This window comes from Blastococcus sp. HT6-4 (genome assembly GCF_039679125.1).
GTDB lineage: Bacteria > Actinomycetota > Actinomycetes > Mycobacteriales > Geodermatophilaceae > Blastococcus > Blastococcus montanus.
On sequence record NZ_CP155551.1, the window covers coordinates 2,087,570 to 2,111,656 of the forward strand.

Here is a 24,087-nt window from a genome sequence, read left to right on the forward strand (position 1 = left end):
TGCAGACCTCGGATGTCCGGCGGCGACGGAGGTCGGAATGGCGGTGGTTGTCACCGGCGGGACGAGAGGCATCGGCCTGGAGATCGCCGCCGCGCTGGCCCGGCCGGGTTCCACCGTCGCCGTCGGCTACCGGCAGGACGCCGCCGTGGCCGACGCCGCCTGCGCCCGGCTGGCCGCCACCGGCGCGTGGCCCGTGGCCGTCGCGATGGATGCGGGCACCGCCGCGGGCGCGGAGGAATTGGTGGCTGCCGTGCCCGCGGGCGAACCGGTCGACCAGCTGGTGCACTGCGCGGTCGAGGTCGTGGCCGGGTCGGCGCTGGAGAGCGACGGGGAGCGTTTCGGGCACGCCGTCGCCGTCAACGGACTCGGCCTGCTGCATCTCGTCCGCGCGGCGCTCCCCCGTATGACCCGCGGCGGACTCGTCCTGTACCTGACCAGCCGCGGGGGTCGCGTGGTGATCCCCGGCTATGCGTCGGTGGGGGTCGGCAAGGCCTTGGGCGAGGCGCTCGTACGGTATCTCGCCGTGGATCTGGCGCCGCGCGCCGTGCGGGTCAACGCACTGGCGCTCGGGCTGCTCGACACCGCAGCCGTGCGGACGTTCCTGGGGGACCGGACCGACGCGGCCCTGGAGGCGAGAGCCGCCAGGGCGCCGTCCGGCCGCGGGCTCACGCACGAGGACTACCTGCCGATGGTGTCCTTCCTCGCCTCACCGGCGGCTGCCATGGTCACCGGACAGGTCGTCGGGGTGTACGGCGGAGCAGATCTACTCGGCTGACGAAGCGGCCACGGTCGGACGACATTCGTCGAAGGAGGAGCAGTGCAGGTCGGTTCTCTCATCCGGGCAGCCGCGCGTCGGTACGGCGAGGCGCCCTGTCTCACGGCGGACGGACGCACCGTCTCCTTCGCCGAGTTCGACCGGGCCACCGACCGGGTCGGTAACGCCCTGCTCGCAGGTGGGATGTCCCCCGGGGACCGGGTGGGCGTGCTGCTGCCGAACGGCATCGAGGGCCTGGTCGTCTACTACGGGCTGGCCAAGGCCGGGCTGGTGCGGGTGCCGCTCAACCACCGTGAGACGCCCGCGGAGTGGACCTACAAGCTCCAGGACTCGGGATCGCGGGGCCTGGTCCACAGCGGCACCGAGATCGACGGGCCGGACCTGGTGCAGTCGTGGGATCCGGCCTGGCTGGAACGGACGGCCTGGTCCGGTCCCGCAGAACCGTGTGATGTTCCCAGGAACGTCGAGGCCCCGTATCGCCTGGGCTACACGGGGGGCACCACGGGCAAGCCCAAGGGTGCGGTCCTCACGATGCGCAGCGAGCACGCGGAGCTCGCCCACTTCCTGGTCGACCTGCTCCCCGGCGTCGGCCCTGGTGACGTCATGCTGCATGCCGCACCCGTGATCCACGCCAGTGGTGCCTTCTTCCTCCCACACCTGGTCCGGGGCGCGCACAACGTCGTGATGACCGCCTGGGATCCCTCCACCTACCTGGAGGAGTTGCAGCGGACGGGCGCGACCGCGTCGTTCCTGGTGCCGACGATGATCGCGATGGCGATCGACGAGCCGGGCGCCGAAGCCCTGCACGTTCCGCGGCTCCGCCGCCTCTGCTGGGGAGCCTCACCCATGTCGCCGTCGGTGAGCGATCGAGCCCAGCAGGTCTTCGGGCAGGTCCTCGCCCAGACCTACGGGCAGGCGGAGGCGCCCATGGCCATCACCGTCCTCCAGCCGGACGAGCACGACCGGATCGGCTCGGCCGGTCGGCCCTACACCCTTGTGGAGGTCCAGGTCGTCGACGAGGACGACCGGGAGGTTTCGGTCGGCGAGTCCGGCGAGGTGGTCACCCGCGGCCAGCACGTGATGAGCGGGTACTGGAACCGCCCGGATGTCAGCGCGCAGACGCTCCGAGGCGGCTGGCTGCACACGGGCGACATCGGCCGCATGGACGACGAGGGCTTCCTCTACCTGGTCGATCGGCGCAACGACGTCATCATCACCGGGGGTTCCAACGTGTACCCCCGTGAGATCGAGGACGCGCTGACCGGCCATCCGGCCGTCCGCGAGGCAGCGGTCGTGGGGCTGCCCTCGGAGCGCTGGGGCGAGGTGGTGCACGCCGTGGTGGCCCTGCGGCCCGGGGAACAGGCGTCCACGGAAGACCTGCTGGCCTTCGCCGCCGGCCAATTGGCCGGGTACAAGCGGCCCCGGAGTCTGGCGGTCTGGGACGCCCTGCCGAAGAGCCCTGCCAACAAGATCCTCCGGCGAGAGGTCCGCGACGCCGAACGAGCGCGGCTGCACCAGGATGAGGCATGACCACGGACAGTCCGGACGACGCGAGAGGCCGGCGGCTGCACCGGCTTGAGGGCGCATACAACCTGCGGGACCTCGGCGGCCTTCCGACCGAGGACGGCGGGGAGACCCTGACCGGCCGGGTGTTCCGCAGCGACAGCCTCCAATCCGTGACGCTCGGGGACGTGGCCCGGCTGCACGACGCCCTGGGGATGCGGTCGCTGATCGACCTGCGTGGGGAGGACGAGGTGGTCGCGGAGGGTCGCGGTCTGTTGGCTGACCGGCACCTCAGGTACGTCAACCTCCCGCTGGTCCAGGAGGACGGCTCCTTGGTCAGCTACCTCGAGGACGGCCGCACGGTCGACCTCGTTCCGCGTTACCTCTCGTACCTGGCCTCCCCCGGGCGCACGATGCTGCGGGCGATCGAACTGATCAGCGAAGCCGGGTCTGCGCCCACCGTCTTCTTCTGCGCCGCCGGAAAAGACCGCACCGGCGTCCTCTCGGCGTTGGTCCTGCGCCTGGTGGGCGTGCAGTCCGAAGCCGTGGTGGACGACTACCTGCTCAGCGCCGAGAGCGCCGAGATCATCCTGCGGGAACGGCTGATGCCCTCCCCCACCTACGCCCACCACATCGCGACCCTGCCACCGGAGGTCTACCGCGCCGAGGCCGCCACGATGCGCCGCTTCCTCGTCGCCTTGGAGGACCGCTTCGGCGGCGCGGAACAGTGGGCGTTGGAGGCCGGGCTGGAGCCCTCGGTCCTGGCCCGCTTGCGGACGGCGTTGCGCGGGTAGCAGCCGGCCCAGGTCAGTCGGCCGGCGCTCCGGCAGGGTCGACCAGCCGGTCCCGCAGTCGCTGGACGACGTCGTCCTCGAGCCCGGCCTCCCGCAGGAAGCCGGACGCCGACCCGTACTGCTGGTCCACCGCGCCGAGGAAGTCCGCCATCGTGTCGGCCCGGCACTCGTGCACCTCGGGCGGCAGCAGGTCGATGCGGTCGGCGTAGGCGGGCAGCCGGCGCAGCCTGGCCATGATGGCGGGAAGCGCCTCGGCGCTGCGCGCGTAGTCCTCCGCCACCACGTCGGCGGGCACGCCCACCGCCCGCAGCACCAGACCGGTCATCACACCGGTCCGGTCCTTTCCCGCCGCACAGTGGACGACGGCCGGGAGCCCCTCGTCGGCCAGGAGACGGAAGGCCTCCACAGCCGCCGCCGCACTGACCGCCAGGTAGCCGAGGTAGTGGTGGACCAGGGTGTCCGCGGTCAGGTCCGGGACCGGCCGCTGGTCCCGGCTGTGCAGCGCCAGGTTCACGTGGCGGACCGGCTCGGCTTCGAGCAGGCCCCGGCCCTCGCCGGCCACCTCCCCCGGCGCCCGCAGGTCCACGACCAGCTGCAGCCCTAGCCGCCGGACGAGCACGTCGACATCCGCTGCGGTGAGCTCCTGGAGTGTGTCGCTGCGGAAGAGCAGGCCGGGACGTGTGCGGCCGCCGTCCTCGGTCGGGAGTCCGCCCAAGTCCCGGAAGTTCGCCGTCCCTGCCGGACGCCAGGGCGTGCTCACGACAGCCGCTCGAGGACCGTGGCGTTGGCCATTCCCCCGCTCTCGCACATGGTCAGCAGTCCATACCGCCCGTGCCGCCCCTCCAGCGCATCGATCAGCGTGGCGAGCAGCCGTCCACCCGACGCGCCCACGGGATGGCCGAAGGCTATGGCGCCCCCGTGGACGTTGACCCGTTCGGGATCGGCGCCGGTCTCCTTGAGCCAGGCCAGGACGATCGGCGCGAAAGCCTCGTTCACCTCAGCGACGTCGATGTCGTCGATCGCCAGGCCGGTGCGGGCGAGCACGCGTTCGGTGGCCGGGATGACGCCGTGCAGCATCAGCACCGGGTCCACGCCCACCACGACACCGCGCACCACCGCGGCGCGGGGCCGCAACCCCCAGCGCTCCGCGACGTCCTCGGACACGACCAGCGCGGCCGCAGCGCCGTCGCTGACCTGGGAGGAGGATCCGGCGGTGACCACCCAGTCGATCTCGGGGTACCGCTCGGCCATGGCCTCGTCGCGGAAGGCCGGCTTCAGGCGGGCCAACGTCTCCATCGAGGACTCCGCCCGGATCCCCTCGTCGCGATCGACGACGGTGCCGTCCGGCCGGGTCACCGGCTCGATCTGGGCGGTCAGGTCACCGGCCTCCTGGGCTGCTGCGGCCCGCCGGTGAGAGCGGACCGACCAGGCGTCGCACTCCTCCCGGCCGATGCCCCAGCGCGCGGCGATCAGCTCGGCGGAGATGCCCTGGCGCACCATGCCGTCGGGATACCGCCCGCGCAGGCGCGGCCCGAGCTCGTCGCGTCCCAACCGGTTGGCCTTCATCGGGACGGTGCTCATCATGTCCACGCCCGCGGCGACGACGGCGTCCTGCTCGCCGGCCACGACGGCCTGGGCAGCGAACTGCAGGGCCTGCTGCGCCGAGCCGCACTTGCGGTCGATGGTGGTCGCGGGGACCTCCTCGGGCCATCCGGCGGCGAGCACGGCGTGGCGGGCGACGTTGCCCGACTGCTCACCGACCGGCAGCACGCAGCCGGCTATCACGTCGTCGATCCGTCCCGGGTCGATCCCGGTGCGCTCCTGGAGGGCGGCGAGCACCCCGGCCAACAGGTCGACCGGGTGCACTCCGACGAGAGCGCCCGTGTCCTTGCCCTTGGCGAACGGGCTGCGGACGACGTCGACGACGACCGCTCGGCGCGTCATGGCATCTCCAGGGGTCGGCCTGACGGAGATCAGGTCAGGGTTGGTGGGCCTCGCGTCGGCCGGCTCGCCGCCGGACCGGGCAGGGAGAGCGGGCTCAGCGCCGGAGCGTGACCGACACATCGCCGGATCGAGCCTCGAGTGACCGGGCGGTTGTCGAGGCCACGAGATCACGGACCCACCGGGTGTGCGGCGAGACGTCCGTGGGAATCCGCTGCGGGACCGGACCGGCGGCGTACATGGCGTCCACGTCCGGGCCGGGCATCAGGTAACGCAGCAGCAGTTCCTCGTCCGACAGGGTCTCGCCGTACTCGTGCCGGATCTCCGCGAGGCTCGGCTGCGGCGGCGGATTCTCCTGGATGTGCTTGCCCCGAGGGCTGGAGAAGGCTCGGTCGAGCAGGTCGGGATCGACCTCGCCCGGGTGCGGGCCGAGATGCCCGGCCAGGTAGACCAGGTTTTCGTCCGGGATGACGCCGTAGCGCTCCTCGTTGACGACGTTGAGCATCGCCTGGATTCCCACAAGTTGCGAGAAGGGCGTCGCCATCACCGGATAGCCCATCTCCGCGCGGACCACCTCGACTTCCTCGAGGACCGCGGTGAGGCGGTCCTCCATGCCGTAGGTCCGCAGCTGGTTGAGCAACGTCCCGGTCATGCCACCGGGCAGCTGTTGGTGGTAGACCGACAGGCGGAACTCCGCCGGTGTGCCGGTGGCGTAGCCCTCCGCAGCGGCCACGGCACGGAAGTGCTCGGCGACCTCGGGCAGTCGCGAGTCGTCGACCGCCACGTCGTGCCCGAGCCGACGCATGTTGTCGAGGGTGGCCTCGGTGGAGGGCATGGAGGGCCCGTTGGCCAGCGTGGACACCGCCGTGTGGACGATGGTCACGCCTTCCTCGGCCCCGGTGAGGTAGTTGACCGTGCCCAGCCCGGTGGTGTTGTGGAAGTGCATCTCCAGCGGCACCTGGCCCGCGGCATCGCGCATCCGCGGGATCCAGGAACGCGCCCGTTCCGCGGTCAGGACGCCGGGCTCGTCGCCCAGGATGATCGTGTCCAGGCCGTCCCAGCCGGCCATGTCCCCGACGATGCGCTCGAAGTACTCGTCGGTGTGCACGGGCGAGTGGCTGAACATCACCTGCGGTGAGACGCGCATCCCCGCGTCATGAGCGACGCCGGCGATGTGCCGCATCTGATCCAGGTTGAACAGGCAGTCGAAGATCCACAGGCTGCCGATCCCGTGCTTGGCCAGCGTCCGCACCCAGAGCTCGACGATGGAGTCGGGCGTACGCCCCATGCCGACGACGCCGTTGCTGCGGGTCCCCGCGCGCAGAGTGCTGTTCGGCATGGCCGCCTTGACGAGGTCGAGCCCCTCCCAAGGGTTGTCCCGGCAGTAGCGGACCTGCACCTCGAACTGCGAGCTACCCGTGAGGTCGACGATCCGGTAGCCCGCCTGGTCTATCGCCTCGGCCACCGGCAGGATGTGCCCGGCGCGCATGCGCATGCCCCACAGGCTCTGCTGCCCGTCGCGCAGCGACTGGTCGATGAACTCGATCGTGGCCATCGCATGCCACCTCTCGGTCTCGGCTCCCGCGGCGAGGTGACGCCCCCGCCCGGTTTTCGTGGTCAGGCAGAGGGGTTGATCAGGATGAGCGGCTGACCGTGCTCGACCATCCCGCCGTTCTCGACGAGCACCGCGGTGACCACCCCGGACATCCCGGCGGAAACCCGGTTCATCAGCTTCATGACCTCTACGATCCCGACGACGTCCTCGGGCCCCACCCGGGTGCCGACGTCGACGAACGGGGGCGCTCCGGGACTCGGCGCCCGCCAGAACAGGCCCACGGAGGGGGCCGCCACGGGAGTCCCCGATGCCTCCGGCGGCGCGGGCACCGCACTCGCAACTGGGACGGGGACGGGGTCGGGCTGCGGCGCCCCCGGTGGCGCCGGCGGTGGGTCGAGTGCCGGTGCGGGCGCAGCCGCGGTGACGGGTGCGACATCCGCCGGCCTCCCGGCACCCGCCGCGCCATCGCGGCGGGAGACGTGCAAGGTGTCACCGGCGACCGACACCGTCATCTCCTGCCAACTGCTCTGCTCGAAGGCCGCCAGCAGTTCCTGCAGGTCGGCTGGTTTCAGGCCCATGCACATCCCTACCCGAGCTGGAGTCGTCGTCACAGACATCCCATGTCTGGGGACTTTGTAGCGCATGGCGCTAGTCTGCGAAAGCGCTGACGGAGGAGGCCAACAGTCATGGGGGTCATCGACACCGCCATCACACGCATCCGCGACCGCATTGCCGCTGGAGAGCTGGCCCCAGGTGACCGCCTCCCGCCGGAGGCGGAACTCGCCGCGCTCCTGGGCGTCTCGAGGAATTCCCTCAGAGAGGCCGTCCGCGCACTCATCCAGGCCAATGTCCTCGATGTGCGGCGGGGCGACGGGACCTACGTCACCAGCCTCGAGCCCCAGCTGCTCTTGAGCGGTCTGGCGTTCGTCGTGGATCTCATGCAGGACCGCACCGTCCTCGAGCTGTTCGAGGTCCGCCGTCTTCTGGAGCCGACCGCCACGGGGGTGGCCGCCGGTCGCATCACCGACGACTCGATCAACGGACTTCGTGGGCTCCTCGAGGCCATGCGGCGGACGACCACGGCGGAGGAGCTGATCGCCCTCGACGTCGAGTTCCACCGCTCGATCGTGCAGGCATCGGGCAACCAGACCCTCGTATCGCTACTGGATGCACTGTTCAGCAGGACCGCCCGTGCACGAATCTGGCGCGGTATCTGGGATCGCGGCGCTCTGGACTGGACCTATGCGCAGCACGAACTCATAGTGGAAGCGCTGGCTCAGCGCGACGCCACGCTCGCCACCGCCGCGGCAACCGTGCACGTCGCCGCATCCGAACGTTGGATCAGGCACCTGCTCGAGGACGACGACGAGCCGGTCGCTCCCTCGCCACCCGCCTACGACGCCGGCGCTGTGGTCCGTGCTGCCACCCCCGACGGCGTGGCCGGGCCCGCTGCGGCGCACAACCCATGGACCTTCGACTGACGGAGCCCGCCCCCGCCCTTCTCCGGGGTCCGATGCCGATGGCGGCCGGTGGGCCGGCACCGGCCTCGACGGAGGGGGGAAGCCACCGCGGCCGCCGGCCACCCACGCTGATCGAGGCGCCATGGACTTCACGTCCGACAGCAGGACCGCCGAGCTGGCTGCCGAGCTGCGTGACTTCCTCACCGAACGGGTCATCCCGAGTGAGCCGGTCCTCGCCCGGCAGGCCGAGACCTCGGGGTGGGACACCCCTCCGGTCCTGGAGGACCTCAAGGCGGAGGCGCGGGCGCGTGGGCTGTGGAATTTGTTCCTTCCCCGGGAGCACCACGAATGCAGTGGCTCGATCCACTGTTGGCGGGGCGATCCGGTCGGTGTTCTCGATGACCGAACCCGCGGTCGCCTCGTCGGACGCCACGAAGATCGCCACGTCCATCCGCCGGGACGGCGACCGGTACGTCGTCCAGGGCCGCAAGTGGTGGTCGTCGGGCGCCATGAGCCCGCGGTGCAAGTTCGCGATCGTCATGGGCGTCACCGACCCCGAGGAACACCCGCACCGTCGCCAGTCGATGCTCCTGGTCCCGCTCGATACACCCGGTGTTCGCACTGAACGTTCGACCAGCGTGTTCGGGTACACCGACGGCAGCCACGGCGGCCACGCGGTCATCCACTACGACGACGTCCGGGTGCGGGTGGAGAATCTGCTCGGCGAACCCGGGGCGGGCTTCGCGTTGAGTCAGGCGCGCCTCGGTCCAGGACGCATCCACCACTGCATGCGACTGCTCGGCATGGCGGAGAGAGCCCTCGACCTCATGGTCAAGCGGGTCGAGGGCCGGGTCGCGTTCGGCAAGCCGGTGGCCGAGCAGGGGATCGTCCAGCACTGGATCGCCCAGTCCCGCATTCGGATCGAGCAGGCCCGCCTGCTGGTGCTCAAGACCGCCTGGCTGGTCGACACCGTGGGCAACCGGGGCGCCCGGACGGAGATCGCCGCCATCAAGGTGGCCGTCCCGGAGGTCACCAGGTACGTCGTCGACCGAGCGATCCAGGCGCACGGCGGGATGGGGGTCAGCCAGGATACCCCCCTGGCCGCGCTCTACGCCCAGGCGCGCCTGCTGCAGATCGCCGACGGCCCGGACGAGGTGCACGAGATGGTCATCGCCCGCCGGGAGCTGCGGGCGCGGTGATTCGGTGGCGCCGTCGTTCACGGCCACCCGAGCGCGCCGGTCCGGCGAATCAGCATGGCGGGTTCGTGAGCGGGCTCAGCGTGCAAGCACGTGAGTACGCCCGCTCGGAGTGGGCGGCCGACGCAGAACTGTCGCAACCGGTCAGCGTGAGCCCGGCTATCGGGATGCCGAGATGCGTGGGGAGCGCGTGAATGGACCGGAGTCGTCCCCACGGTCTCGTCTTCGGCATGGTTCTCCAGCACCGACAGCAGCCGGATACCGCCTCGGATCCCCACACGCAGCACCGGACCGGCGGGGCCAGTTGCCGGTTCCACTCGGCCACTCTCCGTTTCAGGTCTGGCAACACGATCGTCTGGAAGCGTGAGGCCATGGCGTCACCAGCGTCCGGAGACTTGCGCCCGCTCCTCCCCGCCAGGCGCCCGCGAGCTGTCACCGCGGGCCGGTCCGCACACAACCAGTGGCTGGCGCGGCAGTAGAAATACACAACGGCCTGGCGTGTGCGCATGTTCAAGTCCCCCCTCAGACACCGAGTTGAACCCCCACGGTCCTCAGACCGATGGGGGTTCTCCTGCTCTTGATGTCGGCACCGTCGATGCCTGAAGGAGTCCACCGGCCGGATCCCACGGCTTCAGACGCCCGTAGGTCGACCCGCATGGGTCAGGGCGGGCTGAATCGCGACCCCTGCGTGGTCAGTCCGTGGCCCGCGGTTCCACGGACACACCCAAGACGTCGCAGATGCGATCGACGTCCGCGTCCTGTGCGATCACGGTGGCTCCACTGCGCCAAGCGACCGCGACAACCAGGCAGTCCACGAGGCCGCGAGGGGTCACCCCGACGCGACGACATCGCCGATAGACGCGGGCGGCCGCATCGAAGTCGGCGGCAGGGTCGATCGCCAGTAGGTGACATCGCAACAACAACCGACGGAGATCATCCGCCCGCCGATCATCGCGTGCGCCGGCAAGTACCTCCATCAGCACGGGCTCTGTAACGGCAAGAGGCCCGTCGGAGACGATCAACTCAGTCATCCGCCGGTCCACGGCGCTGCCCGTCGCCCGGTCGAACTCCACCCAGGCAGAAGTATCGGCGAGGATCACGCCGCGCCGCGCGGCGCGCGGTCCTCCGGAACGTCCTCCATGGCTCGGGCGCCGCGCATGGACAACGCCTCATCGCGACTCATCGGCTGACCGGCCAGGTGGCGCAGCGCGAGGTCGACCGCCTCCGTCTTGGTCCTCACTGCGTAGCGGGTCATCACGACCTGAACCAGTTCGTCTTCGATCTCGATATTCGTCCGCAGTCGCGTCATACACCTATCATACACGTGGTGTGTACGATAGGTGTACCGCTTGCCGACCGACCTACGGGTCGCCCCTGCCCGAGCCCCCCGTATCGAGGACAGAATCCCGGCGGGCCCCGCGGCCGGTCACTCGATCGTCGACGAACAGCCGTGTGCGTATGTAGCGTGTCGCCCCTCGGACACCGAGTTGAACCCCCACGGCTCTCGGGCCGGAGGGGGTTCTCTTGTCTCTGGTATCGGCTTACCCGCCGACTGACTGAAGGACTGCATCGGCCGGCCGCTGGCCTGAGCCCTCGGGCGTCAACGGCCGCCCCTCATCGGCAAGTCGGCCGGGCGCGGGGCATTCCCCTCGAACCGGACGCCCGGCCTGAGTCCAGCCGGTCGACCCGGTGGAACCGTCTCCACACCTGATGGCCGGCGTTCTCGAGGCTCGCTGATCGTGGCGGCCTGGCAGGCGAGGCGCGGATCGGCCGGACGTGTGCGGACCGCAAGAAGCGCTTTGCGCCACGCGTCGCTCAGCGTGGTACTCGTTCGGAGAAGTCCAGAGTGCCCACGACGGAGCCGTCGGCCGCGTATCCGGTCAGTACGCCGTCGGACCCAGGCGGGAACCACCCGTGCAAGAACCCGCGCGCGAGCACGGTCGGGTAGGTCGAGCCGTCGGGCAAGCGCAGTTCGCCGCGCACGGCGTTTCCGGCCGTCGTCACGTACCCGACGTAGGGGGCGGTCGGGCCGATGCCCAGCTCCGTCCCGAAGTCGTTCGGGAACTCTGATGGACCGCACGCCCCGCCGTTCTCGTCGAAGTCGGCGGGTGCTGGTCCGGCAGCGCTTTCCGTCGTTTCGAACAGCTGTGCGGTGCACCAGGTGTAGCCGGTTGCGGGGTCTTCCTCCCAGGTCACCACCGTGAAGACCCGTCCGTCGGGCCCAGGGGCGGTCCCGGCCCGCTGAACCGTCGCAGCAGCAAGGTCCGGCTGGGACCTCGCGCCGAGCAGGTCGGCGAGCCGGTCTGGCAGGAGGCCAGTGGCGGCTGCGGTCCCGATGCCACCGGCGAGCAACGCCCCGGACAAGACGCCCGACACGATCTTCCGGCGGTGGCGCCTGGGGAACCGTTGCTCCGGAGCGGCTGTGGTGAAGGCGGTGATGCGGGCGAGTTCAGCAGCCGACCAGTCCTCGTCCAGCGCGGGAGTCGGGCGAAGCGCCTTGAGGCGGGTGAGCGGATCGGTCCTCTCGGTCACGAGACACTCCTTGGATGTGTCGCTCGGATGCGGAGGGAGGCTGGCTCTGGGTCCGCGGTCGCCTCCCGCAATCGACGGCGCGCGCGGTGCAACCGAACGGCGAAGGTGGAAGCCGAGCAGCCAGCCACCTGCGCGGCCTGGGTGGTGCTCAACCCGTCCCAGGCGACGAGCAGCAGCGCCTCCCGCTCGGTCGAGGTGAGCGTGGCCAGTGCCGCCAGCATCGCTTGGCGTTCGACAGCGGAGATCTCGGCCGCCGGGCCGTGCTCGGTCAGTTCGGCCAGCCGCTGCAACTCTCCCTGTAGCAGGGCTTGTCGGTAGCCCGAGCGACGGTGGTTGGTGAGCGTGTTGCGGGCGACGACGAGCAGCCAGGGCAACGGCTCCCCCGGGACATCGGCCAGTCGCCGCCAGGCCACGAGGAATGTCTCCGACACGACCTCGTGCGCGGTCTCCGGGTCGGCGTGCCGCACCGCGTAGGCAAGCACCCGCGGGGCGTGCTCCTTCCAGAGCGCGGTGAACCGGCTGGTCTCGGGTTCCGCCGCCGGAACACTTCCCGTCACTCTCACACCTTGCAATGTCCGGCACCTGGCCGTTTCTTACGTCCGCAGCCCCGTGTCGTCCTGCCATACCTCCGCCCATCCGCTGGTCGCTCCAGCGCTACGGCTGGCGGCTTCGTGACTCCTCGACGGCTGTGCCCGCTCGCGATCGCGCCGAGCGACGGCCGATCGCCGCCGGAGTTTCCCGTCACTGATTGCGGCAGATCAGTCCTTCAATTCGCGAATGTCCTTGCCCTGTTCGGCGAACGCTTTGAAATCCTCCATGTGCTGTTGCGACTGCTTGCGGAAGACGCTGGGCATGAGAAACCCCACCAGCCGCATCAGCGGACCGGCGAACCGGTATTCGCTCTCGCTCTCCCAGAGCGTCGACTCCGGACTGGCTTCGGTCAGCCGATCGCGCACGACGCTCCACATGCCCGCACCGACGAGCTCTCGGTCGAAGTGAACGACGGTCTCTTCGGCGATCCCCTCCAGGTCTGCCGGATCCCGGCGTGTGATCGTCTCGGTGCACTCGAACTTCCGCTTCCCCGACTGCATCACGACCCGGGACCTGGTGCCGAGCTGTCCGTGTATCCCATCCACGGGCTCGTGCAGCACCATGCCTCGCAGCCACTTCGGTAGGTGTGCCGGGTCGGCGAGCAGCTGGGCCACCTTCTCTCGCGGCAGGGCGATCTCGATCGAGTTGGTGTACTTCATGACGCGCATTCCTCCTGGGCGTGGGACAACCTGCCTGTTGTGCTGCTCGTCGTGCTCCTCGACGGAAAGGCCTGGCATCCGTCTCGCGCATCGACACCTCGCATCGGCGGTGCGAGCGCCGGGAATGCCGAGCAGCTCACCGCAGCGGGGATGTCAGGTCAGGTCGGGTCGGGCGCGTAGAACGTGGTGGTGGCCTCGACTGCGGCCGCGACGTGCTCCGGTTCGCCACCGGCGGCCAGGTGAGCATCGCCCCAGGCCGCGGCGCTTCGGCGGATGAACTCGCGCCCTTCGGGCGATTGCTGGACCACCTCGTGGTCGGCGGTCCCGTCACCGGCCAACAACCGGGTCAGGGCGAGGAGATGCAGGTCCCAGCCAACGCCGCCGGCACCGGGGCCGTAGGTCGGGAAGAGGGGCTCCTCGACGACCGCTGCGTGGATCAGCGTGAACTCGGTGTCGCCGGTCGGGCCGGGGACCAGGCGCACTTCCACCTCGCTCGTGCCGGGCCAAGCGTCGGCGTCCGGCCCGTAGAGCCAGGACACCTTCAGCAGACGCGGCGGCTCGCACCGGAGGATCTCGCCGTGCTCGCCACTGCCCAACTCGAACGTGCCGCCGAGCCGCAGGTCCCCGGTGACCAGGCTCAACCAGCGGTGCAGCCGCTCGGGGCTGGTGACGGCGTCCCAGACGTCGTCGATCTGCGCTTCGTATCGCCGCCGCAACTCGATGGTGTACGCCTCGCCGGCGGGCACGCTGCCCTTACCCATCGCCCGGTGCGTGGCGGCCAGTTCGTCCAGTACGTCTTTCACGTCAGCTTCCCTTCGCTGCTGGATCGGTCTCGTCCGCATCGATGCCGGGCTCGGCCGGTCGGGTGGGCTCCCCACCAGCCGGAGTCCGAGCTGCACGCCTGCCCCGGGCCAGTTCGGTCTCCAGAGCGTCGAGGCGTTGTTGCCACAACCGGCGAAACCGGTCCAACCATGCGTCGACCTCGCTCAGCGGCCCGGGCTCGACGGCATAGAACCGGCGAGCGCCCTCACGCCGCACCGACGTGAACCCGCTGTCACGCAGCACGCGCAGATGCTGTGAGACACCCGGCTGGGAGAGTCCGAACTCGGCCCGGATCACGTCCGTGACTTGGCCAGAGGTCTGCTCGCCGTCGGCGAGCAGCTCCAGTATTCGTCGGCGCACCGGGTCGCCGAGGACGTCGAACGCGTACACGAACAGGGACCGTACCGGTCTTGGCTTATATAAGTCGATACGGACTTCTGGACGGGCGGCCAGGAAGATCCAGGGCCGGACACTTGCCCCCGGCAGTGACCTGCGTCACGATCTCGGGGCCCCGTCCGCCAAGGGAGTCCTGATGCGCCTGCGACGACGTACCGCCCTGTTCGTCACCTTCGGCACCGCGGTGGCACTCGCACTGCCGGCTGGACCGGCGGCCGCGCATCCAGGCGGCCACGGGCCCGGCGACGGCCCGGTGAGGGTGCAGTGCACCGCCGACGACACGGTGCACGTACCGGGCGCTGAGCTGGCCGTCACCGCCTGCTTGCCGGACGTCACCACCGCCGGGCTGCTCCAGGCACCCGCGGGCCAGTACACCGACCAGGCGGACTGGCTCTCTCTTCATGCGCCCGGCACGGCCAACCCCAGCGGTGTGCCGGGGGTGCAGGTCGACGGCTACTTCCCGGACACCTCGAGCTTCAACACCACCCACGGCTGGAACCACGACAGCCAGTTCGTGCTGCGCATCCCGGACAACTGGAACGGCGGCCTGGTGGTGACCGGCGCGCCGGGCAACCGCAAGCAGTACGCCAACGACTTCCTGATCTCCGACTTCGTCCTCGCCCAGGGATTCGCCTTCGCCTCCACGGACAAGGGCAACAACGGTGTCAACTTCTACCGCGACGGCGACCAGCCTGGCGACGCCGTGGCCGAGTGGCACGAGCGCGTGACCCAGCTCGCGATCGCTGCGCAGGGCGCGCTGCGCGAGCGCTTCGGCCACGCGCCCGAGCGGACCTACATGGCCGGCATCAGCAACGGCGGTTACCTGGTGCGCTGGCAGCTGGAGAACCGCCCGATGCTGTACGACGGCGGTGTCGACTGGGAGGGGACCCTGTTCACGCCGGACGGGCCCAACCTGTTCACCTACCTGCCCACGGCCGTGCGCTTCATCCTGGGCCAAGCCGACGCAGAGGACATGTACGCCGCCGGCTTCGCCCGCGGGTCCGAGGCGCTGTGGCCGTACCACCAGCAGGTCTACTGGGGTCTGACGCAGAAGATCTACCGGGCCGAGTTCGACCCGGCGTACGACCCGGACTGCCCGGGGGCGACGGCGGGCACGACGCTGCCCGAGATCCTGGCGCCGTGCGCGCATGACGCGGCCTACGACGCGTGGTTCGCCGACCCCGAGTCGGAGGCGGTGCACGACGCACTGGCTCGGATCAGCCTGACCGGCAAGATCAAGAAGCCGCTGCTGACCCTGCACGGGACGCTGGACACCCTGCTGCCGATCGGCACCGACAGCGACGTCTACGCCCAGATGGTCGCCGACGAGCACCGGAGCCGGTTGCACCGCTACTACCGCATCGAGGGCGGCAACCACGTCGACAGCCTGGTAGGGCTGGACCCGGACACCCTGCGCCCGATGCTGCCCTGCTTCCGGACCGCCTTCGACGCCCTCACCGCCTGGGTCGAGGACCGCCAGCAGCCGCCGGCGAGCACGACCGTGCCGCGCCCGGCCGGCAACGGCGCCACCGACCCGGAGCTGTTGAACACCTGCTCGCTGAGTGCCTGGAACTGACCCAGGTCTACCTGTCAGGTCACGCGCGGCGGCCGGCCATGCGCCCTGGCTCCTGATCGGACGCCGCGCCAGTGGCGCACGAACCCGGGTGCGACACCGTCACCCGATGGCGCTCCCCGGCTTCCGCCACGTGACCGCACCTCACCTCATCGGCACGCCCCGAGGGCAAGCCAGAAGATCGGCTCAGGAGTCGGCCGAGGCGAGCGGCCTCCGGGTGTTCTCCTCCCCCGGCGCCCCGCTGTGCCGCCGCGAGGCCGCGATCCGGGTCACTCGGATGCGTGTGCGTATGTGGCGTGTCACCCCTCGGACACCGAGTTGAACCCCCACGGTCCTCATGGCGGTGGGGTTCTCTCGTTACCGGTGTCGGCACGTCTGTTGGTCCGCTGAAGGGCACCAGCGGCGAGCCGTCTAGCGCGTCCTGTGGGGCGAATTCGTCGTCCGGTCTCGGGAACGTGCCAGCTGGAGGCGGTCGACCGAGCCGTGGTGACCTGGTGGGCCGCCGGGAACTATGGTGGGCGTCTCGGCATGGCTGTCAGCGTCCCCGCTGGCGCCGGTGCTGTCGAATGGGCCGGTACCAGGCAGCCTTCCGCGACACGGGACGGGCTGGAGTCGAGGCACGGCGAGGTCCCCGCCCTCCTCGCGAGGCGTGGCGCACCGACCGGCCGGCTGACGGAAGACGGTCTGGTCGCCAAGACGGTCAAGACGTGGTGTCGGCGGTCCGGCCGCCCTGCCATCCGGCAGGAAGCGGGCCCAACGTCTCTACTGGCCGTGGGCGATGATCGCGCGCTTGCTGATACGCCAGCCTGCGGGGGTACGGGTCAAGGTGTCGACGTACTGGCCGATGAGGAAGGGCATGGGGCCGGGCCGACTCTGACCGAGGCGCAGGTACTTGCTGCGCACGTCGACCTCGTCGCCACGGTCCTCGACCACCTCACTGTTCGTGGTGTGGTGTGACAAGCCGTGGCGCACCCCCGCCATACGCGTGAGTAGGGATCCACCGACGTACCGGTCATGGCCTCGAGGACGGCCTCGAGGCCAAGAACGACAGGACCTCCGCCGGCGGTCATGTCGAAGACCACGTCCGCGGTCATGACCGTGTCGAACGGCACGGCCGCCGAATCGAGCGCGTGCCCGTAGCGGGCGATGGTCTGCATGATGCCGAAGTAGTCCTCGAACCTCATGCCTGCGCCTCTGCGTAGGTCTCGGCTGCGCCTCCGGCGGAGGTCCGTCGTGGGGTGAGGCCGAAGGATTGGGCGAGCAGCGTGTGGGAGTGGCGGCGGCCGTCCGGGTCGGCGATCCGGTTTTGGATCATGATCTCGTCCGCTGGGCTCTCGTCGACCATCCGCTCCAGCGTGGCCCGGACCTCGTCCGGGTTCCCGGCGACGAACTGCGGCCACTGATCGTCGACGATGGAGGTTGGCTGCTCCCGCTCGGTGGTCGTCAGTTCCCGGGCCGCCTCATCGGCCGACGGCAGTTGCGCATCCCCTCCGGTCGGCCGCAACCGGGCGTAGTAGCCCTTGGCCGAGCCGACCAGGCGCTGCGCGTCTGTAGACGTGTCGCCGACGGTGACGTTCACGGCGAGGATCGCCCGCGGAGTTTCCAGACCGAAGCCCTGCCGCTGGAACTGTGCGCGGTAGGTGCGCAATGCCGGTGCCGCCCCGGGCGGGTTGATGAAGCCGGCGGACCCGCGCGGCGTTCGCCGCCGGGCTGGCCGGCCCGAGCATGGCCGGGGAGCTGGGTCGGGTTGCCGTTCCGGTCACCATCGTGCGCGGCACCCGCGATCGCGTGTCCCCCGCCCAGCGGAGTCGGTTGATGCACGACCGGCTCCCCTGCGCCGAGCTGGTGCTGCTCGAGGGGCGGGCCATGTCTCCATGGTCGAGCGGCCGGTCGAGGTCGCGGCCGTTCTGGACGGTGCTCCCCGCGTGGCGGCCGGGTAGGGCCCCTACGTCCCCACGCGGGCCGCTCACAGCCGGGCATCAGCCACCTGCCTCGGACACCAAGTCCGACGCTCACGGCACCGCGACCGGTGGGCGTCCCCTGTCCCTGGAGCCGACACGTGCGCCGTGCTGATCACTAGGCCGGTGAGCGTCACGGTCAGGCGCCGACGACCACGGACCTGACTGATTCCGGGCGGCGCCACTCTCGACGAGCACGCGCAGCTGCTGGTCCCGTGCTGGAACTGTCGTTCCCCCTCACCGACGTGGTGCGTCCTGGCCCGATGCATCGGAGGAGGCACACAGCGCGGCAGCGGCGCCACCGCCGAGACCCGTGCCGGTGCGCCGGAAGCACGGTCCCTGCTGCCCACGGTGAATGGGGCAGCGTCCTGCGGGTAGCGGAGCGGAGGCAGAGCACCAACCCCTAGGCCGATGCGCTGGGAGATGAGGATGACCGCCAGCACGGGAGAGCAGGACGTCGTCGACATCCTGACCACCGATCACCACGAGGTACTCGCACTCGTCAGCCAGATCCCGACGGCTGATCCTGACCAACGGCGGGACATGACCGACACGGTCATCGCCGAGCTGATGCGCCACTCGGTCGCCGAGGAGATGTACGTCTACCCGGCAATGCGTGAGCATCTTCCCGACGGGGACGGGAAGGTTCAGCACGACATCCAGGAACACCAGGAGCTCGAGGAAGTCATGAAGGAGCTCGAGGGTCTCGACGCCGCGGACCCGCAGTTCCTGGAGACACTCGCACGTCTCGATGCGATCCTGCGCGACCACGTCTCGGATGAGGAGAGTGAGCAGTTCCCCATGCTGCGTGCACAGCTCTCCCGTGAACAGCTGGTCGAGATCGGCGAGAAGGTCGAGACGGCGAAGAAGGCAGCCCCGACCCGGCCGCACCCTGCGGCCCCGCACAGCGAGCTGTTCCACAAGCTCGTGGGGCCGGGTGTCGGTATGGTCGACCGGCTCAGGGACAGGCTCACCGGTCGGCAGAACAGCGCCTGACCGCCCGGCGACGTCGATCGGCGGCCGAGAGTGGCAGCGGGTTAGCTCGGCCGCCTGCCCTCGGACACATCGACATGGGGGCGGCCGGACCACGAGGACGTGGTCGGCGGTCCCTGCCGAGCTGGGCCGGGCCGGCGCGCGCGTACGCGGCGGCCCGAGCGGGTCTGGGCCGCTGCAGGATCACCGCACCGGAGGGCGGACCGAGGCCATGGGCGGCAGGGTCCAGCACGCACCCAACGCGCGATCCAGGGTCCGGTCGAGCACGTCGAGGCCACCACCGGGATAGGGCGTGAGCTCACGGAACGACACGACCCGCAGCGGTGACCAGTCCGGCGTGTACACCCGTCGGAGGTGGTGGGCCCCCGAACCGGTCGGTGTCGACCTGTACGAGCCGCATCCGGCCGCCGAACACGAGGAGCTTGTAGTCGGCGAGCGGCTCCCCGAGGAACTCCTCGACCAGCAGAAGCCGGCGCGCCTGGCTGTAGACCCGCTCACCCCGGGCGCGGTACAGCGGCTCGTCGAGCCAGCCGTCGGTGATCCGGAACAGCTGCTCGACCTCCGGTTCGCCCGACCCGAGCTGCACCCGCATGGTTCCGTGGTTGGGCTTGAGAACCCACCTCTCCGGCACGTCCATACCCGCCAGCTCCCGCACGTCCGTCCCGGACCACAGGACCCGCGGCACCCGCAGGTCGGGGCACACCCGAGTGGCGTACTCCCTTATCCGCAGCTTGTCGCCCAGCTGCCCGATCAGCGTCCGCCGGTCGTTGACCACCCGCCAGTTGATCTTCTCCGTGAAGGTCCGTGGACGGCGGTCCCGCGGCCAGAGCCCGTGCGCCTCGCGGCAGAGCAGGGCGCGCTTCGGCCGGTCCGGGAGCCGGCGGAAGACGGCTCGGTAGGCGGGGTGGGCCGTCCTGACATGCTCCTCCTTGGTTGGGAGGCGGCGACCCGCCGCCGCCCGTACGGTCGGACCGACAGGGACGTCGGCTCCATGCCCACGGCGCCCACCGCGCCCACCCGCGAACAGGGAGAACCGGCTGCCAAAGACCGTGCTTCCAGTGGCGTCCACCAAGGTGGACGCCACTCGTGTCGCCCCTCGGACACCGAGTTGAACCCCCACGGCCCTCCGGCCGGTGGGGGTTCTCCTGCCTCTGGTATCGGCATACCCGCCGACTGCCTGAAGAACTGGATCGGCCGGCCGGTTGGCCTTAGCTCTCGGGCCCTAACGGCCGTCTCCTCATGGGCAGGCCAGTCGGGCGCGGCGCAGTCACCCCGAACCGGATGCCCGCCCTGAAGCGATAGCAACGTCATGGGCGGCGGCTCGCGGCTCGGTCAGGCACCGCCAAGCTGGGATTCGCAGCACTTGCCAGCCGAGTCGCTGTAACACCAGATCCCGCACGAGATGCTGGCGACGCTGCCGGCCGCGGGCGTCAGTGTGCTGTGTGCCGTCGCATTCAACATCGATCTGGCGGCCATCAGCGGCGGTCACAGCAAAGTCGAGTTCGTAGCCGTCTACGAGCGATTTTAGCTGTACCTCCAGGCCGGCTTCGGTCAGCGCCGCGTACAGCCGCCCTTCAGCCTCCGAGTGCAGACGTCGGTCTTCCCTGTCGGTCGGTGACGGCGTCGGGTGTTCGCGGCGGGCGACGTCAGCCAACGCCGCCAGGGTCGGCGTCGGCAGCTGCGCCAATGCCAGGGCGTCACCTGCGACGACCAAGGCACGGCGGGCCCGGCTGACCGCGACGTTGACCAGATGCGTTGCTCTTCCGCCCAGCGCGCAATTCCGTGTCGTGCATCGGAGGGCAAGCACTGGGCTGAACAGCACGCGATCGACGAGGGCCACCGCCCCGGAACCACGACCGATGACGCTTTGCTCGACTGGCTGAGCTGAAGCAGCACCGCGAGTGCTCCGCCGGTTCCTCCCGCCAGGTTCGCCGGTCGAACACGACCTCGGCGCTCGACTCCCGGCTCGGTGCCTCGGCGGCGAGGGACAGGACCAAGAGGGGCACAGCGGTGTGAGCCACGGCGCGGGTGGGCACCGAAAGGCGACAGATGCCACGCGGACGGAGGTCCTCCATGGAGCTGACCGGGCAGGTCGCCCTCGTCACCGGGGCATCGCGCGGGCTGGGGCTCGCGCTGGCCCGGGAGCTCCTCCGACGTGGCTGCAGGGTGGCGGTCTGCGCCCGGGACCCGGAGGAACTGGAACGGGCCCGAGTGGAGTTGGCGCGGGACGGCGCGGACGTGCTGGCCGTTCCGTGCGACGTCTCCAATCGTGATCAGGTGGAGGAACTGGTCGCCCGGACCGTGGACCAGTTCGGTTCGCTGGACGTCCTCATCACGAACGCTGGGGTCATCCAGGTGGGCCCGCTTCCGACGATGCGGGTAGAGGACTTCGAGGACGCCATGGGGGTCATGTTCTGGGGCGTGGTTCTGCCCACCCTGGCCGCGCTGCCGCACCTGCGCGAAACCCGGGGCCGGATCGTCACGATCACCTCAATCGGCGGGAAAGTCGCAGCACCCCATCTGCTGCCCTACGACGCAGCGAAGTTCGCCGCCGTGGGCTTCTCGGAGGGGCTCGCCGCCGAGCTGGCCCGGGAAGGTGTCCGCGTGACCACCGTCGTCCCCGGCCTGATGCGCACCGGCTCGCCGCTCAACGCGTTCTTCAAGGGGCAGGAGGCGCGCGAGTTCTCCTGGTTCACCGTCGCCGACAGCGTCCCCGGGCTGTCCATGGATGCCGAACGCGCCGCGCGACGGATCGTCACCGCCATGCAACGCGGCCGCACCGAGGTCCTCCTGACCGCTCCGGCCAAGCTGGCGGTGCGGGTCCACGGGCTCATGCCTGCCACCACGGTCCGCACCCTGGGCCTGGTGAACCGCCTGCTGCCCCGTGCGGACGCCGCCGACCAGCACGCGGTCCGCGGGGAGGCCGCCGCAACCGCGATCGGTTCCCCGCTGTTCCACCGGCTCATCGCTACGACCCGCCGGGCCGCGGAGCGCTTGAGGCAGCGGCCGGGCCCCGTCGCTTCCCCGGCCGCGGTCCGGTCCGCGCGGTCCGCTCCCGGCGAGGCTACGGGCCCCGGCGACGTCTCGTCGAGCTGACGGACGCCGTGGAGCCCGCACTCACTGGCCGTGAGTTTCCGGCAGTCTGCAGGCCCCGCGATCAGGCCCGGCCGAGTCCCCCAGGGCCGCAGGATCCTGTCGCTCAGCTCGCTGCTTGGTCGGCTTGCTTCTCAAGGAGAAGGTCCACGAGCTCCCGGTCGCCGGACTGCTCGACGTCGGCCGCACAACGGACATGGGTCCCGGCCCACTGCAGATCGTGCTACCGAGAGCTCACCGAGTTGTCGACGTCGTAGCCGCGCCCGGCGATGCAAGGCGGATTCCAAGGGGGCGTCCGACGGCACCACTCCCCGCCCGCCTTCGATGCCCTCACCGCCTGGGTCGAGGACCGCCAGCAGCCGCCGGCGAGCACGACCGTGCCGCGCCCGGCCGGCAACGGCGCCACCGACCCGGAGCTGTTGAACACCTGCTCGCTGAGCTCCGGGAGCTGACCCAGGTCTACCTGTCAGCTCACGCGCGGCGGCCGGCCATGCGCTCTGGCTCCTGACCGGACGCCGCGCCAGCCGCAGATGAGGCGGGCGCGCAGCGCCTCGTCCCCCGACGGCACCGGGCAGCCTGCATCTGTCACGTCACACGCCGCGGGCACCCAGCAGCCGCGAGATCTCGGCGGCGGCGGCTCTGGCTTGCGGGGCGAATCCTTCGATCGACTCTCCGGGATGCTCGAGGGCGATCGACGAGATCGACAGTCCGTGCGTGGCTCGGCCCGTGCTGTCGTATATCGCCGCCGCCACGCACACGGTGCCGTCTTCGTTCTCGCCCAGGTCGACCGCGAAGCCTCGCTCACGCACGACCTCGAGCACGCTGTGGAGCGAGGCGACGTCCCGGACCGTCGCCTCCGTGCGCGCCGGCAGCCCGGTGCGCTCGGCATAGTCGTTCACCTGGTCGTCGGTCCAGGTGGCCATCACGGCCTTTCCCATGCCGGTCGAGTGCATGGGGATCGCCAGGCCGATCCGCGAGCGCATGCGGTAGGGCTTGGAAGAGTCGGTGCGGATGACGTAGACCATCTCGTCGCCCGCCCGGACGCCGACGTGCACCGTGCAGTCCACCTCGGCGACGAGGCGGTCGACCACGGGCTGGGCGACGCGGGTGATGTCGGTCTCGGTGAGCACGCGGCCCGCCAACGACATGAAGCGCGTGCCCGCCCGGTACCCGTGCTCGGCGTCCCCGGAGAGGAACCCCTCCTCCACGAGGGTCGCGACGAGACGGTGCACCGTCGACTTGGCAAGGCCCGTGTGCTCGACGATGTCGGTGAAGCGCTCCTGCACCAGCGCCGCCTCGAGCACCTGGAGCAGCTTGTGCGAGGCGTTCGAGGGTGACTCCCGCCGATCGGTCAGCAGCTCCATCCTGGCCCCTCCGCTCGCACTCATCTCTCGTACTCGCTCGCTCGTCAGGTCAGCTCGGTGATCTGCACGTGGTCCATGTCGTCGAACGACTGGTTCTCGCCGGCCATGGCCCAGACGAAGGCGTATGCCTGCGAGCCGACGCCCGAGTGGATCGACCAGCTCGGCGACATGATCGCCTGTTCGTTGGCAACGAGCATATGGCGCGATTCGCTCGGCTCGCCCATCAAGTGCAGCACGCGAGCCTCTTCGGGCACGTCGAAGTACAGGTAGAACTCGGTACGGCGTTCGTGCGTGTGCGCGGGCATCGTGTTCCACATGTTGCCCGGGTGCAGGCGCGTGACGCCCATGACGATCTGGCAGCTGCGGATGCCGTTCTCGTGGATGACCTGGCGCAGCGACCGGCGGTTGGAGGTCAGCTGGTCGCCGAGCTCGCGCACCGTGCCCTCGCCGGGGCGACCCAGCTGGGACGGGTACTCGGTGTGCGCCGGCGCCGAGAAGCCGTAGTACTTCGCCGGGTCGTCGGCGGAGTCGGAGGCGAGGACGACGTCGCGCGTGCCGCGGCCGAGGTACAGCACCGCCTCGCGCTCCATCGGGTAGGTCTCACCGCCGGCACGGATGCTGCCGGGCCCACCTACGTTGACGATGCCGATCTCGCGGTGCTCGAGGAAGTACTCCGAGCGGATCTCGGGGATGGGGGTCAGCTCGATCTCGGCGTCGGTGGGCACGACGCCGACGGCGACCACGCGGTCGTAGTGCGTGGGGATGGCCACCTGGCGGCCGGCGACCAGCAGGTCCTCGATCAGGAACCGGTCGCGCAGATCCTGCTGCGAGAACCCGGGAATCTGCTCCGCGGCGACTGGGCCGCGCATCGACGAAGGCACT

The 24,087-nt window shown here is 70.3% G+C and carries 25 protein-coding genes; 8 read left to right on the forward strand and 17 right to left on the reverse strand.

The annotated features are described in order from the left end of the window. Positions 1–37 precede the first annotated feature (37 nt). From ABDB74_RS10125 to ABDB74_RS10135, 3 genes are read left to right on the forward strand one after another with little or no spacing between them, the layout of a single operon-like run. Positions 38–775, forward strand: a complete 738-nt coding sequence (locus tag ABDB74_RS10125; RefSeq protein ID WP_346623725.1) for an SDR family oxidoreductase — start codon at positions 38–40, stop codon at positions 773–775. A gap of 42 nt (positions 776–817) precedes the next feature. Then, complete coding sequence (locus ABDB74_RS10130) at positions 818–2,305, forward strand: AMP-binding protein (RefSeq protein ID WP_346623726.1); 1,488 nt, start codon at positions 818–820, stop codon at positions 2,303–2,305. Beyond that, positions 2,302–3,072, forward strand: a complete 771-nt coding sequence (locus ABDB74_RS10135; RefSeq protein ID WP_346623728.1) for a tyrosine-protein phosphatase — start codon at positions 2,302–2,304, stop codon at positions 3,070–3,072. Before ABDB74_RS10130 ends, ABDB74_RS10135 begins: the two co-directional genes overlap by 4 nt. Positions 3,073–3,085: 13 nt before the next feature. On the opposite strand, the gene ABDB74_RS10140 is transcribed toward ABDB74_RS10135, so the two are convergent. The 4 genes from ABDB74_RS10140 to accB form a co-directional block, all read right to left on the reverse strand. Continuing rightward, the gene (locus ABDB74_RS10140) at positions 3,086–3,880 is read right to left on the reverse strand and encodes a tyrosine-protein phosphatase (protein WP_346623729.1); all 795 of its coding nucleotides are present in this window, start codon (positions 3,878–3,880) and stop codon (positions 3,086–3,088) included. Then, a complete protein-coding gene (locus tag ABDB74_RS10145) occupies positions 3,829–5,016 on the reverse strand; it encodes a thiolase family protein (RefSeq protein ID WP_346623730.1) in 1,188 nt (395 codons plus the stop codon). The genes ABDB74_RS10140 and ABDB74_RS10145 overlap by 52 nt, the downstream gene beginning before the upstream one ends. A 94-nt stretch (positions 5,017–5,110) precedes the next feature. Beyond that, positions 5,111–6,568: a hypothetical protein gene (locus ABDB74_RS10150; protein ID WP_346623732.1), complete on the reverse strand. Its 1,458-nt coding sequence runs from the start codon at positions 6,566–6,568 to the stop codon at positions 5,111–5,113. A 62-nt stretch (positions 6,569–6,630) separates the two neighbouring features. Continuing rightward, complete coding sequence (accB, locus tag ABDB74_RS10155) at positions 6,631–7,212, reverse strand: acetyl-CoA carboxylase biotin carboxyl carrier protein (protein WP_346623733.1); 582 nt, start codon at positions 7,210–7,212, stop codon at positions 6,631–6,633. Positions 7,213–7,254: 42 nt separating this feature from the next. On the opposite strand from accB, the gene ABDB74_RS10160 reads away from it, so the two are divergent. Together ABDB74_RS10160 and ABDB74_RS10165 are read left to right on the forward strand one after the other, a co-directional pair. Further along, on the forward strand, positions 7,255–8,049 hold the full coding sequence (locus ABDB74_RS10160) for a FadR/GntR family transcriptional regulator (protein ID WP_346623734.1): 795 nt from the start codon (positions 7,255–7,257) through the stop codon (positions 8,047–8,049). A 377-nt stretch (positions 8,050–8,426) separates the two neighbouring features. Further along, on the forward strand, positions 8,427–9,227 hold the full coding sequence (locus tag ABDB74_RS10165) for an acyl-CoA dehydrogenase family protein (RefSeq protein WP_346623736.1): 801 nt from the start codon (positions 8,427–8,429) through the stop codon (positions 9,225–9,227). A gap of 689 nt (positions 9,228–9,916) precedes the next feature. Here ABDB74_RS10165 and ABDB74_RS10170 read toward each other — a convergent pair. The 7 genes from ABDB74_RS10170 to ABDB74_RS10200 all read right to left on the reverse strand — a co-directional run bounded on the left by ABDB74_RS10170 (position 9,917) and on the right by ABDB74_RS10200 (position 14,218). Further along, the gene (locus ABDB74_RS10170) at positions 9,917–10,324 is read right to left on the reverse strand and encodes a PIN domain-containing protein (RefSeq protein WP_346623738.1); all 408 of its coding nucleotides are present in this window, start codon (positions 10,322–10,324) and stop codon (positions 9,917–9,919) included. After that, positions 10,321–10,533: a type II toxin-antitoxin system VapB family antitoxin gene (locus ABDB74_RS10175; RefSeq protein WP_346623740.1), complete on the reverse strand. Its 213-nt coding sequence runs from the start codon at positions 10,531–10,533 to the stop codon at positions 10,321–10,323. The genes ABDB74_RS10170 and ABDB74_RS10175 overlap by 4 nt, the downstream gene beginning before the upstream one ends. A gap of 506 nt (positions 10,534–11,039) precedes the next feature. Further along, the gene (locus ABDB74_RS10180) at positions 11,040–11,756 is read right to left on the reverse strand and encodes a hypothetical protein (RefSeq protein WP_346623742.1); all 717 of its coding nucleotides are present in this window, start codon (positions 11,754–11,756) and stop codon (positions 11,040–11,042) included. Next, entirely contained in the window at positions 11,753–12,319 is a 567-nt protein-coding gene (locus ABDB74_RS10185; protein WP_346623743.1) for a sigma-70 family RNA polymerase sigma factor, read from the reverse strand. Before ABDB74_RS10185 ends, ABDB74_RS10180 begins: the two co-directional genes overlap by 4 nt. 195 nt (positions 12,320–12,514) lie before the next feature. Then, complete coding sequence (locus ABDB74_RS10190) at positions 12,515–13,006, reverse strand: SRPBCC family protein (protein ID WP_346623745.1); 492 nt, start codon at positions 13,004–13,006, stop codon at positions 12,515–12,517. A 158-nt stretch (positions 13,007–13,164) separates the two neighbouring features. Further along, the gene (locus tag ABDB74_RS10195; protein WP_346623747.1) at positions 13,165–13,848 is read right to left on the reverse strand and encodes an SRPBCC domain-containing protein; all 684 of its coding nucleotides are present in this window, start codon (positions 13,846–13,848) and stop codon (positions 13,165–13,167) included. Further along, complete coding sequence (locus ABDB74_RS10200; protein ID WP_346623749.1) at positions 13,811–14,218, reverse strand: metalloregulator ArsR/SmtB family transcription factor; 408 nt, start codon at positions 14,216–14,218, stop codon at positions 13,811–13,813. Before ABDB74_RS10200 ends, ABDB74_RS10195 begins: the two co-directional genes overlap by 38 nt. Before the next feature lie 142 nt (positions 14,219–14,360). Between ABDB74_RS10200 and ABDB74_RS10205 the strand changes: the two genes are divergently transcribed. After that, positions 14,361–15,800, forward strand: coding sequence for a tannase/feruloyl esterase family alpha/beta hydrolase (locus tag ABDB74_RS10205; RefSeq protein ID WP_346623750.1), 1,440 nt, complete (start codon positions 14,361–14,363; stop codon positions 15,798–15,800). Positions 15,801–16,559: 759 nt separating this feature from the next. On the opposite strand, the gene ABDB74_RS10210 is transcribed toward ABDB74_RS10205, so the two are convergent. Beyond that, positions 16,560–16,778 carry a nuclear transport factor 2 family protein gene (locus ABDB74_RS10210; RefSeq protein ID WP_346623751.1) on the reverse strand — a complete coding sequence of 73 codons (219 nt, stop codon included), beginning with the start codon at positions 16,776–16,778 and terminating at the stop codon, positions 16,560–16,562. 199 nt (positions 16,779–16,977) lie between these two features. Next, positions 16,978–17,445, reverse strand: coding sequence for a hypothetical protein (locus ABDB74_RS10215; RefSeq protein ID WP_346623752.1), 468 nt, complete (start codon positions 17,443–17,445; stop codon positions 16,978–16,980). Positions 17,446–18,184: 739 nt separating this feature from the next. Between ABDB74_RS10215 and ABDB74_RS10220 the strand changes: the two genes are divergently transcribed. Then, the gene (locus ABDB74_RS10220; RefSeq protein WP_346623754.1) at positions 18,185–18,751 is read left to right on the forward strand and encodes a hemerythrin domain-containing protein; all 567 of its coding nucleotides are present in this window, start codon (positions 18,185–18,187) and stop codon (positions 18,749–18,751) included. A 295-nt stretch (positions 18,752–19,046) separates the two neighbouring features. Here the strand turns inward: ABDB74_RS10220 and ABDB74_RS20690 are convergent, their stop codons facing one another. Next, on the reverse strand, positions 19,047–19,523 hold the full coding sequence (locus tag ABDB74_RS20690; protein ID WP_407062160.1) for a hypothetical protein: 477 nt from the start codon (positions 19,521–19,523) through the stop codon (positions 19,047–19,049). Positions 19,524–20,015: 492 nt separating this feature from the next. Next, complete coding sequence (locus ABDB74_RS10230) at positions 20,016–20,588, reverse strand: DUF559 domain-containing protein (RefSeq protein ID WP_346623757.1); 573 nt, start codon at positions 20,586–20,588, stop codon at positions 20,016–20,018. Between the two features lie 233 nt (positions 20,589–20,821). Between ABDB74_RS10230 and ABDB74_RS10235 the strand changes: the two genes are divergently transcribed. After that, positions 20,822–21,844, forward strand: a complete 1,023-nt coding sequence (locus ABDB74_RS10235) for an SDR family oxidoreductase (protein ID WP_346623758.1) — start codon at positions 20,822–20,824, stop codon at positions 21,842–21,844. A 587-nt stretch (positions 21,845–22,431) separates the two neighbouring features. Here the strand turns inward: ABDB74_RS10235 and ABDB74_RS10240 are convergent. Both ABDB74_RS10240 and kduI read right to left on the reverse strand, forming a co-directional pair. Further along, positions 22,432–23,145: an IclR family transcriptional regulator gene (locus ABDB74_RS10240; RefSeq protein ID WP_346623759.1), complete on the reverse strand. Its 714-nt coding sequence runs from the start codon at positions 23,143–23,145 to the stop codon at positions 22,432–22,434. Between the two features lie 104 nt (positions 23,146–23,249). Further along, entirely contained in the window at positions 23,250–24,086 is an 837-nt protein-coding gene (gene kduI, locus ABDB74_RS10245; protein WP_346623761.1) for a 5-dehydro-4-deoxy-D-glucuronate isomerase, read from the reverse strand. Position 24,087 lies beyond the last annotated feature (1 nt).